This window comes from Halobacillus sp. AWM4_238, assembly GCF_056158265.1.
This window is the reverse complement of sequence record NZ_JBSWSY010000002.1, coordinates 859,360-874,357: the sequence shown is the minus strand read 5'-3', so window position 1 is coordinate 874,357 and position 14,998 is coordinate 859,360. Positions and strand designations below refer to the sequence as shown.

Here is a 14,998-nt window from a genome sequence, read left to right as displayed (position 1 = left end):
TTTCAAAAAAGTCTCAAATCGGTTTAATTCTACCCTTGAATGTAACACCTTTGTAATGAATTATTCAAATTTTTCTAACCAATCTTCAAGAATGTCATGATACGTATGGACCAATTTTGCACCATCATTGATCATTTTATGACAACCTTCACTCGTTACCCTACCCACAGGCCCCGGGAGTGCATAGACATCTCTGCCTTGTTCTAAGGCTTGGTCCACGGTGATCAATGTTCCACTTTTCAGTCGAGCCTCGATGACGAAGGTGCTTGGGGTCAACCCAGCGATCAGTCGGTTACGCTCAGGGAAGTGGTATTTTTTCGGTGGACAATCCGGAGGGTATTCACTTACGACCAAGTGATTTCTTGCCAATGTGTGATAAAGAAAAAGGTTGTTCCTAGGATAAATATGCTCGAATCCTGAACCGAGAACAGCGATTGTTTTTCCCTTGGATTCATCAGCCAACGTATGAGCAAGCTGATCAACACCTTTAGCCATACCACTAACGATCGTAAAACCAGCATGTATTATTGGGATAAGAACAGATTTCATTGCAGGTAAAGCATAGGAAGAAGGTCTTCGCGTACCAACAACGCTCAAGGATAAGGGGGAGTGTAACAGCGAAACATCCCCTTCTGTGTACAAAACATAAGGAGGGTCCGGAATCGTCTTTAAAAGTTTAGGATATAAGGGGTCGAATACGGTGACAATCGTATATTTCTTGTCCTGCATGTCGAGTTTCTTCATTATATTATGGTCTGTTATATGGCGTAGGATGTATTGAGCTTTTGTGAGAGGGATAGAAAGAGACACGGAAAGCTGGGTGGGTGTACTAGAGAAGGGGTATAAAAAAGAAGCGTCTTTCTGCTCTATTTTTCTAAGTAAGGGTCTTGTCATGTGAGGGGAGTCGTGTAGGAGGAGTAGACGTGTTCTTCGGTCTTTCATGAGGCACCTCGTTTCCATAAGTTAGAGGCCGTACCTGTTTATCGATACGACCTCTATCAACATTTATTTAGTGTGTTTTACATTTTTCAAATAGATCCTGGTCTCTTAACACTTGAATCAGTGTTTCACCCATAACCGAAGGGGTTTCAGCGACTTGAATTCCACATTCGTTCATAACGCGGATCTTTTCATCTGCAGTACCTTTACCACCGGAAATGATGGCACCCGCGTGACCCATGCGTTTTCCTGGAGGGGCTGTACGGCCACCAATGAAACCGACTACTGGTTTATTCATATTGGCTTTCACCCACTCAGCGGCTTCTTCCTCGGCGGTTCCACCAATTTCACCGATCATGATGACAGCTTCTGTGTCAGGGTCTTCATTGAAAGCTTTCAATACATCAATGAAATCGGTCCCATTTACAGGATCTCCCCCGATTCCGACCGCTGTGGATTGACCAATTCCAGCTTCTGAAAGCTGATGAACAGCTTCATAGGTTAATGTACCAGAACGAGAAACGACGCCTACATGGCCTTTTTTATGAATATAGCCAGGCATGATTCCAATTTTACATTCATCTGGTGTGATGACTCCAGGACAGTTTGGTCCAACAAGTCGTGTTTTCTTTCCTTCCATATACCGTTTCACTTTAATCATATCTAATACAGGAATATGTTCCGTAATACAAATAGCAAGATCCATATCTGCATCTGTCGCTTCCATGATGGCATCCGCTGCAAACGGTGCAGGGACGTAAATGACGGAAGCATTTGCTCCTGTTTTCTCGACAGCTTCAGCAACTGTATTGAATACAGGAATGCCTTCAACCTCAGTACCGCCTTTACCTGGCGTTACACCACCAACGATTTGTGTCCCATACTCAACCATTTGTTTCGTATGGAAAAGTGCTGTCGATCCTGTAATACCTTGAACAATGACTTTTGTGTTCTTATCAATATATACACTCATCTGATTTCCCCGCCTTTCTTACTTGACTAGTTCAACGATTTTTTGTGCGCCTTCTGCCATAGAATCTGCAGAAGTGATGTTCAAGCCTGATTCATCAAGAATTTTCTTCCCAGCGTCTACGTTCGTACCCTCTAAACGGACAACAAGAGGCAATGTCAGTCCAATTTGTTTTGTCGCTTCTACAACACCTTCAGCGATGACATCACACTTCATAATTCCCCCGAAAATGTTCACAAAGATTCCTTTAACATTTTCATCAGAAAGAATGATTTTGAAAGCTTCGGTTACTTTTTCTGTTGTAGCGCCGCCTCCGACATCAAGGAAGTTGGCAGGATCTCCATTGTAGTGTTTGATTGTATCCATAGTTGCCATCGCAAGACCTGCACCATTGACCATACAGCCAATGTTACCATCAAGGGCGATGTAACTAAGATCGTATTTGGATGCTTCCACTTCTTTTGGATCTTCTTCTTCAAGATCGCGAAGTTCAGCAATGTCTTTTTGACGGAATAGCGCGTTATCGTCAAAGTTTAACTTGGAGTCAAGAGCCAGCACATCGCCGTCACCTGTTGTAACAAGTGGATTAATTTCTGCAACGGAGCAATCCTTTTGTACAAAAACGTCATAAAGGCCAAGCATAAACTTAACCGCTTTTCCTAGAGATTCTTTCGGAATATTAATATTGAATGCAAGTCGACGCGCCTGGAACGGTGTAAGACCTGTCACAGGATCGATGACTTCTTTAAAGATTTTCTCAGGAGTCTTTTCTGCGACTTCCTCAATCTCTGTACCGCCTTCTTCAGAAGCCATCATCGTTACACGGCTTGTCGCGCGATCGAGAACTAGACCGACATAGTATTCGCTCTTAATATCGCAACCCTCTTCGATAAGTAAGCGCTTTACTTCTTTGCCTTCTGGTCCAGTCTGATGGGTTACAAGTGTTTTTCCTAGTATTTCGTCAGCGTATGTACGCACCTCGTCAAGATTTTTAGCAATTTTGACTCCGCCCGCTTTTCCGCGGCCACCTGCGTGGATCTGTGCTTTGACGACTGTAACATCGCTACCTAATTTCTTCGCTGCTTCGACAGCTTCATCTACGGTATATGCGACGTGTCCATTTGGCACAGATACGCCAAAATCACGCATAATTTCTTTTCCTTGATACTCGTGAATGTTCATGTTTCATCCTCCCATCAAATTTCACTGCATGTTCATTGTATAAAAAAACGCTATCAATTGTCCATACTAAGCTAGATTTCTGTCGAAAAATTCAATAGATTCACTAGTATATTATTATGTAAACTAGATTTGAAATGTCGAATTCCCCGCTAGATCGTCTCTCCATAAACGCTCCCTTTTCTTGAAGACTCAGTTTCGAGACTTTTGTTGAGTGGATGGGGGCTGCGGGGAATGACTCGCTTTCCGCGGGAGCGCGGTGAGCCCCCTCGGACTGCGTCCTGTGGGGTCTCACCCTGCACTTTTTTCCCGCAGGAGTCTCGCCATTCCCCTCCGCCCCTCTGCCATATAAGTATCTCGAAACTACTTCCAGAATTAGGCGATTTATACGTATTTGGAGCAATAACACAAAACCTCCATCGTATGAATAGAGCTTATAACCGCTTGTTATAGAGCCCTTTCTTACTGTAGGTAGTAGGGGGTGGAAGATGCTCCTTCATGGTAAAGGGGTTCGTTTCTCACATAATCGAATGGGGTGGTTGGGAAGCTGCGACACTCCCGCGGGAATGGCTTGCCGCCATCCCCGCAGGAAAGCGAGTAGCTTCCCAGCCACCCCTGACGCTCAACTCAGCAACGAACCCCGAAATATCTCGAAACTGAGTCTTCCACAATCCTGCCAAATACTTTAAGATACTATTTCTTTTGTTGTTGATCAACGTTATAGATGAAGGCGAAAATTTCAGCGACGGCGTGGTACAGATCTTCTGGGATTTGTTCATTGATATTCAATTCTGAAAGTAATTCGACAAGTGTGGCATCTTCTTGTACGGGTATTTGGTGATCTTCTGCGGCTTTTAAGATATTCTCAGCAATGATACCCTTCCCTTTAGCCACAACCTCTGGAGCAGCTGCTTTTTCAGATTGATAGGTTAAAGCAATGGCTTCTTTTCTTTTTTTATTCATATTCTGATATCCAGCCCTTCTTCCTCTTCCACTGCTTTCTTAGATTCAAAGGTTTTTGAAACTGGCCCCGTTGTGCGTGCCTGAATGGAGTTTAATTCATAACCCGCCATCTTTAAACCCACTTCTAACTTCTCCTGGTGCGGTTTAAAAAGCATTTCAACCTCTGGGTTTTCGTTGTATACAACGACTGATACACGTCTTTCAACAATTGTCAGGTCTATAATGGTCTCTTCTAGTTGAGCTAGATGCAGGTAGAACATCACGTGACAATAGTCAGAATCAATCTGACCTTCATCATTTTTTCGACCTTCCATATTCATATGCACATCCTTCAAAGCTCCAATAAAATCACCAGGGAACTGAAGCGCTATTTGTAGGGTTTGTGGGTTCTCCGAGTGCGAGGCGAGTTGAGTCCCATTGATTAAGTGGATCAGGCGATGGGCTGTTTCAGCTTTCACTTCTGATCCTTCAGTTAGTCCCATTAATAGCAATGTTTTTAATGAACTTTCTGAAGACGCAACTGCATCGGGATGTTGCGAAGCCTTCGCAAGTAAATGTTCATCATTGAATCCGACCCCATTCATCATCGCTTTCATTTGCAGCCACATTCGATCATGATCAGAAAGCTGGATACTCTGGCTCAATGACTGCAGAGATTGAACGAGAAGCTTTTGTTGGTCAACAGACATTTGTTTGCCAAGCACATGTTGGATATCAGAAAGAAAGGATTTAAACTCACTTTTAGTAAATGGGTACCTCTCACTACTGGACTGTTTTAATTGTGTTACGGCTTTATTCATAAAAACCTCTGTCGATTCTTGTAGGTGCGGGGTTAGTCGTTCCATTATTTTTTGATCCATTACCTTTTTAAAAGTTGCTGTCCATTGTTTACGTGTTTGTTGAGACAGCATTGGGAAGTCAAAATTTGAAGGTTGTTGATTCCATAGAGACAGCAGTTTTTCCGATGAGCGCGCCCATTGTGTGACCGTTTGACTTTCTGATGAGGATAACGGAAGTTGATGTTGCAACAGCTGTTGTAAAGAGCGAGCGACTCGTTCTTTTGTAAAAGGGAATTGTTCCAAACTGGGATTCTGACGCACCCAATTTTGTTTGAACGCTGAATAGGATAGCTTGTTCTCTATAATTTCCGCTTTTTTAAATAGATCAAAAGTCATTTTCGATCCATTCGCTAACTCAGACCTCAATTTGGTAAGAGTCGAGTTTTCAGCGTTAGGCTTTTGTTCTGCTCGTAATGCATGGACCATTCCTCTGATTTTTTCATCGGAAGCAGAGATAGTTTTTCCACCCAATTGTTGTTCAACCTCTGATAAAACTTGAGAATATTGAGATGTGTATTTCGTTATGAGCGCCGAAAACACGGAAGGTTGAATTGGCATTTTTCTGCTAAGCATATATAAAGATAGATCCCGTGCTAATTGTTGATTCTCAGAGGATTGTATCCATCGGAACACCTTTGCTAAATCATTCTTATGTAAAGGCACGTTCAAATCAACCATTTGTTTCAACAATGATCGATTCTTTCTGTTCTCCTTCACTCCTAGCTGCTTTAAAAGAGAGGAAAGATCCATTTGTCCCGGATGATTTTCTGAAAGCGATACAGGACGTAATACAAGAGCAGGATTAACTTGTTTGACTTGGAACAAATATGACGAACCTTTGATTAACGGTTGATTTACTATGGCTTGCACACTTTTCTTGCCAATGTTGACCACAACTTTGTTTTCTTGTAGAGATTGAGTGACTTTCCCTTTTATTAGTTGTCCATATTTAGGTTCAACAGGCAAGGCTGCATGTGTAGATAGATGTGTAAGACCGTTAATCAAATGGTTCATCTCTATTCCATCCCTTTCTTAGAGCAAATCTTTTACTGGGGCAAACGTTTTTCTATGAACGGGAGAAGGCCCATAAGCTTTTAAGGCTTCCACGTGTGGCTTGGTTCCGTATCCCTGATTGTTACGAAATTCATACATCGGATATTGTTCATCCAATTCAGCCATCATTCTGTCCCTTGTCACTTTTGCGATGACGCTAGCGGCAGCAATGGAAACACTTCTCTCGTCCCCTTTAATCAGTTTTGTTTGAGAACTTGATACCTTATCCACTTCCATCGCATCAACCAGCAAATGTTCCGGTTGAAAAGAAAGTTCTTCGACAGCTCGCTTCATAGCAAGTTTTGTTGCTTGATAGATGTTGATCTGATCAATCTCTTCATTTGTGACAATCCCTACACCCCAATCGGCATCTGTCTTGATCCGATCAAAATATGCCTCACGACTCTTTAAGGAAAGTTTCTTCGAATCGTTCAGTCCTTCTAAGTAATAATCACGAGGCAAAATGACAGCACCTGCAACGACTGGGCCGGCGATGGGTCCTCGCCCTGCTTCGTCTATACCTGCTACATAGGTGAATCCTCGATGGAAAAGATTTTTTTCAAACATCATCATCTGATCATACTGTTTTCTCAACTTTTGTTTTTGCTGCACTTCTTTTTCATAGCGCTTAATGAGTTGCTGGACACCTTTTCTCGTATCTTCTCTAAACACCGCTAATTCATCAGCGCTCAATTCATCTTCATTAAGTCTTGCTTTCACCTGGGCTACAGTCAATTGGGGCATGAAACATAAATCCTCCATTTCTTATCATATCGGACGTTTTCTACCATTGTATAATCCAATGGTAAATTGTTGTATTATTATCTTTTTTACTTTTCATCGTGTTTCTATTGGACGATATTAGAGCAAAGGATAGCCGGTTGCTTTTTCCTTTCCGTTCAAACGTAATCAAAGGTAATAAGATGTAAACTTCATAAAGAAAGCGCAAGGGGCGTGAGCCTCTTTGCGCTTTTTTTTTACGAGTCAGGGCGCTCTAGGGTGATCAAACCAAGCTTCCCTGTTCGCAAGTCTTGTAAAATAATGTCAGAAACTTTTTCGAAATTAATCCGGCCTCCACTTTCAAGGCAGCCGCGTTTCTTCCCGATACTCTCAAAAGCCTCCATCATGTCATCCACATTTTCGAGGCTAAACCTCTCCTCGAGCTTCTCTGGATAAAATTGTTGTAGGAAATTAAGCACATACGCAGCTACATCTTCTTTCGGCAGAATTTGATCTTTAATTGTACCGATAGCAGCTAAGCGGTACCCCACTTCCTCTTCTTCAAATTTCGGCCACAGAATTCCAGGAGTATCAAGCAGTTCGAATTCTTTCTTCACCTTGATCCATTGTTGCTTCGTAGTCACGCCTGGTTTATCTCCCGTTTTTGCCATTTTCTTATTAGCCAGTCTATTGATCAATGTAGACTTCCCAACGTTTGGAATACCTATGATCATCGCACGGGAAGCTCTGGGGCGGATGCCTTTGGCTTTGAGCTTGTCCATTTTCTCTTTGCCTAACTCTTTCGCTTGTTGGACAACTTTTTGTACATCCTGTTTTTCGTTCGCTTCAATAGCAACAGCTGGAATTCCCTTATCTTTAAAGTGTTCAATCCACTCACTCGTAATTTGGGTGTCAGCGAGATCTTTTTTCATCAACACCATCATTTTTGGCTTTTCTTGTAAGGTGTTATGGAGCATTGGATTTTGAGATGATAAGGGTGCACGTGCGTCAACAAGTTCAATGACGAAATCCACGAGCTTAAGCTTTTCAGCGACTTCCCTTTTTGCTTTGGCCATGTGGCCTGGAAACCATTGAATGGTCATGTAGATCCTCCTAGTTCACAAGCTGGATGCGATTTAATGGCCAGTAGGAAACGACGGCTTCCCCGACCATCTGGTCTTGATCAATCATGCCGAGCATCCGGCTGTCTGTCGAGTTGTTGCGGTTATCGCCGAGTACGAATAAATGCCCTTCCGGCACTACTTCATACTCACCTGGTAATTTTTCCATTGTAAAATCATCGGTCAACGGGCGACTTCCGTTTAATTGTTGTTTCCGTTCATTGAGAAATGGTTCTTTTACAGGCTCACCATTCACATAGAGTTGATCATCTTCATAGGCGATATGATCCCCTGGAAGGCCAATCACCCGTTTGATATAGTCTTTACGTTCTGTTGCATGAAATACAACGACATCAAAACGATCAGGCGTTCCAAGTTTATAATTGAGCTTACTTACGATCAAATGATCCCCGCTATGTAAGGTGGTTAACATGGAAGGCCCTTCTACGACTACCGGAGCAAACAAGAATACTCTGACGATCACAGCCAATACGCCGGCGATTAAAAATGCTTTCAACCAGTCCAACCATTGTTGTTTCATCAATATCCCTTCTTCCTTGAATGAAGGAGTCTGGAGCGGCAATACCATAGGATACCGGTTGTCATTCCAACCTTTTCATCATACATGGTTGCTGCTGAACGGCTCACTTTTTTTTCATTATTAAGTCTTACAAATCATATCATAACATGCTTAAATCCTTTGCTATTCCAGTTATGCTCCCTTTAGCGGAAGACTCAGTTTCGAGATGTTCGTGTGCGTTTAGGGGCTCCGGGAAACAGTTCGCTTTCCATGGGGCGGGCGGTGAGCCTCCTCAGGCTACGCCTTCCGGGGTCTCACCTGTCCCACACGTCCCATAGGAGTCTCACCGTTTCCCTCCGCCCCTTGACCATAAGAAGATCTCGAAACTACTTCCGGGGTAAGCTGCTTTACCTACAAGGAGAGGAGGTTGTTAATCATTGTGCCTAACACCAATGTAGTAGAGGACACTCTCCCCTCCTACGCAGGCATGAAGCGCTGTGGATCGAGCTTTTACTTCCTGAATACCCAACGTGGAGAGGTTAAAATTCACGTCTTTATTCAATCATACAAGCTGATTCTTCCAGAAGTGATTTCGAGATTCTGCCATGGCAAAGGGGCGGAGGGGAATGGCGAGACTCCTGCGGAAAAAAAGTGCAGGGTGAGACCCCACAGGACGCAGTCCGAGGAGGCTCACCGCGCTCCCGCGGAAAGCGAGCTATTCCCCGCAGCCCCTATCCACAGCACAAAAGTCTCGAAATCAAGTCTTATAGAAACCTGCCATATACTTCAACAACTTCCACATAAAATATACTTAATAAACCTATAGTTAAGTAGAAAAAAGGAGCTTGGCATCGCAAGCTCCTTTTTACTGAAATTAGATGATTTCTTTAATACGTGCAGCTTTACCGCGTAGGTTACGCAAGTAGTAAAGTTTCGCACGACGTACTTTACCACGACGAGTACGCTCAATCTTAGCGATACGTGGAGAATGAACTGGGAATGTACGCTCAACACCTGTACCGTAAGTAATCTTACGAACAGTGAATGTTTCGCTGATTCCGCCGTTCTGACGCTTGATGACAACACCTTCGAATACCTGGATACGTTCACGTGTGCCTTCGACAACTTTCACGTGTACTTTTACAGTATCACCAGGACGGAAATCTGGGTGATCCGAACGAAGTTGTTCTTTTGTAATGTCATGAATCAATTGTTGCATGATTTTCACTCCTTTTTAACTAATGCTCTTGTCTTCTATGAGGCAGCGGAACATCGTTTTCCACTTAAACCGAACGTTTAAGCACAAAGATTAATATACCATAGATACTGACAAACATCAACAGTACTCAGCTATTTTTCCACTCTTCCAGCCATGATTGTTCTTTAGCCGACAGCTCTTTTTCTTCGAGCAAGTCCGGCCTTCTATCAAATGTCCGTTTCAATGACTGATAGTGACGCCACTCATCGATTTTGGCATGGTTGCCTGACAATAGAACGTCCGGCACTTTGTGCCCGCGAAAGTCTGCTGGTCTTGTATAGTGCGGATGTTCAAGTAAGCCGCTTGAGAATGAGTCCATAGGAGCCGACTGCTCATTTCCTAGAACCCCAGGAAGCAGGCGGACAACAGAATCGATGACGACCATTGCTCCTAGTTCTCCTCCTGTAAGGACATAATCACCGATGGAAATTTCGTCAGTGACCAATTCTTGCCGGATACGCTCATCGTACCCTTCGTAATGTCCGCAAATGAAGACAAGGTGATCTTCTTTGGCTAGTTCCTCCGCTTTTTTCTGGGAGTATGGTTCTCCTTGCGGGCACAGAAGGACGACACGCGGTGGTGTTTCCGCTGAATCTTCTATGGACTGAATGCTATCAAATATGGGTTGTGGGGATAGAACAAGTCCCGCACCTCCCCCGTATGGGTAGTCATCCACTTTGTTGTGTTTGTTTTCTGTGTAATCACGAAAATTGACATACTGATAGGAAAAGGCGTTTTGTTCCTGAGCACGCTTCATGATCGAATTCTGCAGGACACCATCAAACATTTCTGGAAAAAGTGTCAAAATATCGATGTGCATTAGTCTAGCAGCCCCTCTATTGGATCGATGATGATTTTCTTCTGCTTCGTATCCACTTCTTTAACGACAGGTTCGATGTACGGAATGAGAACATCCGGCTGCTTCTTCCGCTTCACAACCCAAACGTCATTCGCACCAGGGGTAAGAATTTCTTTCACTTCACCTAATTCTTCACCTGACTCTAAAAATACGGTACATCCAATGATTTCATAAAAATAAAATTCATGTTCATCAAGTTCTTCCTGATCGTCTTCTGATACCATCAGCTTTCCATTCTTGTATCCTTCGACATCATTAATCGAAGAGTGATCCTCGAAGCTTACAAGGTCGAAACCTTTGTGAACCCGGTGTGTACTAACTACCAATGGTTTCGGATCGTTTTTATCACTTACCCAATACAAAAGCTGGCCTGGTTCGAATCGCTCATCAAAATCAGTGACACGATGAACTTTCACTTCTCCTTTGATGCCATGTGTGTTGATAATCTTACCGACATTGAATAACTGTTTTTCCATGAGTGCTATTACCTCGCTCGTATGACTTTTCCGTCTTTCACGACGATTTGGCGATCCTGTATGACCTCTTCCCACTGATCGCCTTCTTCAACTTCAATCAGCGCTTCTACTTCGTCTGTCTCCAATTCACTTCCATCAGGCAGGATATCCAATTGCTTGCGCTGGTATTCCAACCACTTCAGTTGATCTTTCCTACGTCCAATTTCCTTTGAAAACCGTCGCTCTACTTCCTGTCTGGAAACACCAGGCTTGCGTTCTAATTTTTTTTGTTCAAATGAAAGCTGTCTGCATTCCCGGTCTAGACGTTGATATCGTTCGTCGAACTTTTCCTTGATTTGTGCACGACTGACTTCTGTTAATATTTGTTTAACAGGCACTGTTCGGATGATCTGCATCTTTTCGCCCGCCCCTCTGCATCATTCCATGTGAATAGTAAAAAAGGGAAAAGGTTTCCCTTCTCCCTTCTCACACCAATAAAATTAGTTCTCTTACATGATATCCAAATAGATTCGTTTTTCAGAATCTGATCCTGCCGCATAAACGACAGTCCGAATCGCTTTCGCAATCCGCCCGTTCTTACCAATCACTTTCCCAACATCATCCGGGTGAACGGTGAGATGATAAACCACTTTGTGATTTTCCTCCTTCTCATCCACGATGATGTCATCAGGATGATCGACAAGCGGAGTTACGATCGTTTCGATTAAGGTTTTCATGGGATCACCACTACTTTATGATTTATTGGTTTTTCTTTTCGTGGAACTGCTTCATGATGCCTTCTTTAGAGAAAAGGTTACGAACAGTGTCGCTTGGCTTCGCGCCGTTTGACATCCAGTCCATTGCTTTCTCAGCATCAAGCTTAACCTCTACAGGGTTAGCAACTGGGTTATATGTTCCGATTTGCTCGATGATACGTCCATCACGAGGAGAACGAGAATCAGCAACTACTACACGATAAAATGGGTTACGCTTAGATCCCATACGTTTTAGGCGAATTTTTACTGCCATTTTTAACAACCTCCAAATTTCTTTTCTTTAATGTTTCACACAGATTTAGATTTTAGCAGAACTTCAAGGGTGTGTAAAGGATTTTTCCATTACATAAAAGGAAATTTCATTCCTTTGCCTTTTTTCCCTTTTGTATTGCTCATTTGTTTCATCATTTTTTTCATTTCTTCAAACTGCTTTAACAGTCTGTTGACCTCTGACACAGAAGTCCCGGAACCTTTGGCAATCCGCTTCTTACGGCTGGCATTCATCACGGAAGGATCCTGTCGTTCATTTTTCGTCATCGACTGTATGATAGCTTCCACATGAACGATCTGCTTGTCATCGAACGACACATTCTGAAGACCTTTCATCTTGTTGGCCCCTGGGATCATGTTTAAAATTTCATCCAGTGGTCCCATGTTTTTCACTTGCTCCATCTGTTCAAGGAAATCCTCGAAAGTAAAGGAAGCGTTACGCATTTTCGATTCCAGCTCTTTGGCCTGCTTTTCATCGACTTGCGTTTGCGCTTTTTCAATCAATGTAAGCATGTCGCCCATGCCAAGAATCCTTGAAGCCATACGCTCAGGGTGGAAGGTCTCAAGCTGGTCGAGCTTTTCCCCCATACCAGCGAATTTGATCGGTTTGCCAGTCACTGCTTTGATGGACAATGCGGCACCACCGCGTGTATCTCCATCCAGTTTCGTGAGTAGCACGCCTGTGACATCAAGCTGCTCATCGAAGCTTTCTGCAACATTCACAGCATCCTGACCTGTCATAGCATCGACAACAAGGAAGATTTCATCCGGATTGACCGCTTCCTTGATCTCCTGCAATTCACCCATCAGATCGCCATCAATATGCAGACGTCCAGCAGTATCGATAAGCACATAATCGTGGTGCTCCTCTTTCGCTTTAGCGATCGCATTTTTGGCTATGTCTACAGGATTTGCTTCGGTACCTTCCTCATGGACTGGCATATCCAGTTGTTTTCCGAGTGTCTGCAATTGCTGTATCGCAGCTGGACGGTAGACGTCAGCTCCTACAAGTAACGGCTTCCTGTTGTAACTTTTACGCAACAGGTTCGCAAGCTTTCCGGTCGTGGTTGTTTTACCTGCACCCTGCAAACCGACCATCATGATGACTGTCGGAGGACGCTTGGCAACCGCGATTTTACTTTCATCGCCGCCCATCAGCTCTGTGAGCTCTTCTTTTACAACTTTGATGACTTGCTGTCCAGGAGTCAGGCTTTCCATGACCTCCTGACCGACGGCGCGTTCACGTACACGCTTAACAAAATCTTTAACGACTTTAAAGTTAACATCGGCCTCGAGGAGGGCGAGACGGACCTCCCTGGTCATCTCTTTTACGTCTTGTTCGTTTACCTTCCCTTTGCCTTTGATTTTCTTGATCGTTTCCTGCAAACGGTCGGATAAACCCTCAAATGCCATCGAAGATCCCCTCCTATTCTAATTCTTGTAATTCGTGCAGCCATGATTCATAAGGGGCCGGCAGCTCGTCTTTTTTAAACTGAGCTTCCATTTCCTTAATCACTTTCTGCCGTTTTTCGAACTTCTCATATAGATGAAGCTTTTTTTCATATTCTTCAAGCATTTTCTCTGTTCGGCGAATATTATCATACACCGCTTGACGCGAGACATCAAAGGTTTCCGATATTTCCCCAAGAGAGTAATCTTCGAGATAGTACAACTCCATGTAGTTCCTCTGTTTTGGAGTCAACAACGATTGATAGAAATCAAAAAGATAATTAATCCGTGTCGTTTTTTCAAGCATGCTTTAAGCACTCCTTGTTAAGTGAAATGCCTTTACACATAAATACTAAAGGAACATGTACCTTCATGTCAAGGCTTATGAAAGTTCTTCTTCTTCCTCATATTCGTCAATCATATCTGCAAACAGTCCATAAACGAAAGCATGAGCATCAAATGTCTCAAGGTCGGTCACTTTTTCTCCAAGGCCGACAAGCTTCACCGGAATGTCCAATTCATTTCGAATAGCCAGCACGATTCCGCCTTTCGCTGTTCCATCCAGTTTCGATAGGACAATTCCTGAAACATCTGTCGCTTCAGCAAATGTTTTCGCCTGGCTCATGGCATTTTGTCCTGTGGTAGCATCGAGCACAAGCAGCACTTCATGAGGGGCTCCAGGCACTTCACGTTCAATAACTCGTTTTACCTTGGATAGCTCATTCATTAAGTTCACTTTATTTTGAAGTCGGCCCGCCGTATCACAAATAAGAACATCGGCATTCTTCGATTTTGCGGATTGAATGCCATCGTAAATGACAGCAGCTGGGTCGCTGCCCTCACTGTGCTTGGTTACATTCACTCCTACACGCTTGCCCCACTCTTCGAGTTGTTCAATAGCACCTGCACGGAATGTATCTCCGGCAGCAAGCGTAACATTCTTCCCTTCACTTTTCAGTCGGTGGGCAAGCTTACCAATCGTCGTTGTTTTTCCTACCCCATTCACACCGACGAACAGGTAAATCGTCAAGCCGTCTGGATTTTCATTCAATCCTTCGATTTCTTCTGCTCGATCATCACCATAGTAGATCTCGACCAACTTTTCAGAAATGATTTCTTTCACTTTTTGAGGGTCTTGAACATTTCTACGTTTCACTTCCATCTCAAGTTCCTCAATCATTTCCATCACGGTCGTAACCCCGACATCAGCAGAAATCAATACTTCTTCAAGTTCCTCAAAGAAATCTTCATCGACCGTGCGGTAACGTGCGACAAGGTCATTGATTTTACCGGAGAATGAATCCCTCGTCTTAGCGAGCCCCATCTTGAATTTGGAAGCAATAGATGCTTTTTCATCTTCTTCGGAGCTCTCTTTTTCTTCGCTTTCTGCCAGTGGATCTTCAAGTTCAGCGACTCCTTGGTCGTCTTCTTTATCCGGTTCTGGATCTACAGAATCCTCCTCTTGATCAACGGAAGGTTCCTCAACTTCTGATATTTCGGTTTCCCCTTGAAGCTCAGTACCGTCTGAAGCATTGGTATCCGCAGAATCTGTACCTGTTTCAGGTAAATGATCCTCTTGATCGGATGCCTCTGTTTCGTTCACTTGTTGTTCCTTCTTTTCTTCTTC

General features: G+C 43.5%; 17 protein-coding genes. All 17 read right to left on the bottom strand.

Going from position 1 to position 14,998, the window contains the following annotated elements; genetic code table 11:
* Positions 1-60: 60 nt before the first annotated feature.
* Positions 61-744 (bottom strand): DNA-processing protein DprA, encoded by a 684-nt coding sequence (dprA, locus tag ACXACN_RS04495; RefSeq protein WP_474962638.1) that lies wholly within the window; start codon positions 742-744, stop codon positions 61-63.
* Between the two features lie 265 nt (positions 745-1,009).
* Entirely contained in the window at positions 1,010-1,912 is a 903-nt protein-coding gene (gene sucD, locus ACXACN_RS04490) for a succinate--CoA ligase subunit alpha (protein WP_474962637.1), read from the bottom strand.
* Between the two features lie 18 nt (positions 1,913-1,930).
* On the bottom strand, positions 1,931-3,091 hold the full coding sequence (gene sucC, locus ACXACN_RS04485; protein ID WP_474962635.1) for an ADP-forming succinate--CoA ligase subunit beta: 1,161 nt from the start codon (positions 3,089-3,091) through the stop codon (positions 1,931-1,933).
* Positions 3,092-3,781: 690 nt separating this feature from the next.
* Complete coding sequence (locus ACXACN_RS04480; protein WP_474962634.1) at positions 3,782-4,051, bottom strand: EscU/YscU/HrcU family type III secretion system export apparatus switch protein; 270 nt, start codon at positions 4,049-4,051, stop codon at positions 3,782-3,784.
* On the bottom strand, positions 4,048-5,904 hold the full coding sequence (locus tag ACXACN_RS04475) for a hypothetical protein (protein WP_474962632.1): 1,857 nt from the start codon (positions 5,902-5,904) through the stop codon (positions 4,048-4,050). The genes ACXACN_RS04480 and ACXACN_RS04475 overlap by 4 nt, the downstream gene beginning before the upstream one ends.
* 18 nt (positions 5,905-5,922) lie before the next feature.
* Positions 5,923-6,687 (bottom strand): ribonuclease HII, encoded by a 765-nt coding sequence (locus ACXACN_RS04470; RefSeq protein WP_474962631.1) that lies wholly within the window; start codon positions 6,685-6,687, stop codon positions 5,923-5,925.
* A gap of 233 nt (positions 6,688-6,920) precedes the next feature.
* The gene (gene ylqF, locus ACXACN_RS04465) at positions 6,921-7,766 is read right to left on the bottom strand and encodes a ribosome biogenesis GTPase YlqF (protein ID WP_474962630.1); all 846 of its coding nucleotides are present in this window, start codon (positions 7,764-7,766) and stop codon (positions 6,921-6,923) included.
* A gap of 10 nt (positions 7,767-7,776) precedes the next feature.
* Positions 7,777-8,325 (bottom strand): signal peptidase I, encoded by a 549-nt coding sequence (lepB, locus tag ACXACN_RS04460; protein WP_474962628.1) that lies wholly within the window; start codon positions 8,323-8,325, stop codon positions 7,777-7,779.
* An 853-nt stretch (positions 8,326-9,178) separates the two neighbouring features.
* Entirely contained in the window at positions 9,179-9,523 is a 345-nt protein-coding gene (gene rplS / locus ACXACN_RS04455; protein WP_160912444.1) for a 50S ribosomal protein L19, read from the bottom strand.
* 127 nt (positions 9,524-9,650) lie between these two features.
* Positions 9,651-10,382, bottom strand: coding sequence for a tRNA (guanosine(37)-N1)-methyltransferase TrmD (trmD, locus tag ACXACN_RS04450; RefSeq protein WP_474962627.1), 732 nt, complete (start codon positions 10,380-10,382; stop codon positions 9,651-9,653).
* Positions 10,382-10,897 (bottom strand): ribosome maturation factor RimM, encoded by a 516-nt coding sequence (gene rimM / locus ACXACN_RS04445; RefSeq protein WP_474962625.1) that lies wholly within the window; start codon positions 10,895-10,897, stop codon positions 10,382-10,384. Before rimM ends, trmD begins: the two co-directional genes overlap by 1 nt.
* Before the next feature lie 8 nt (positions 10,898-10,905).
* Positions 10,906-11,292, bottom strand: a complete 387-nt coding sequence (locus tag ACXACN_RS04440; RefSeq protein WP_474962624.1) for a YlqD family protein — start codon at positions 11,290-11,292, stop codon at positions 10,906-10,908.
* 93 nt (positions 11,293-11,385) lie between these two features.
* On the bottom strand, positions 11,386-11,613 hold the full coding sequence (locus ACXACN_RS04435) for a KH domain-containing protein (RefSeq protein WP_146816518.1): 228 nt from the start codon (positions 11,611-11,613) through the stop codon (positions 11,386-11,388).
* 22 nt (positions 11,614-11,635) lie between these two features.
* Positions 11,636-11,905, bottom strand: coding sequence for a 30S ribosomal protein S16 (gene rpsP / locus ACXACN_RS04430; RefSeq protein WP_474962622.1), 270 nt, complete (start codon positions 11,903-11,905; stop codon positions 11,636-11,638).
* 89 nt (positions 11,906-11,994) lie between these two features.
* A complete protein-coding gene (gene ffh, locus ACXACN_RS04425) occupies positions 11,995-13,335 on the bottom strand; it encodes a signal recognition particle protein (RefSeq protein ID WP_160912454.1) in 1,341 nt (446 codons plus the stop codon).
* A 13-nt stretch (positions 13,336-13,348) separates the two neighbouring features.
* A complete protein-coding gene (locus ACXACN_RS04420; protein WP_474962621.1) occupies positions 13,349-13,678 on the bottom strand; it encodes a putative DNA-binding protein in 330 nt (109 codons plus the stop codon).
* A gap of 75 nt (positions 13,679-13,753) precedes the next feature.
* A complete protein-coding gene (ftsY, locus tag ACXACN_RS04415; protein ID WP_474966798.1) occupies positions 13,754-14,764 on the bottom strand; it encodes a signal recognition particle-docking protein FtsY in 1,011 nt (336 codons plus the stop codon).
* Positions 14,765-14,998: the final 234 nt, after the last annotated feature.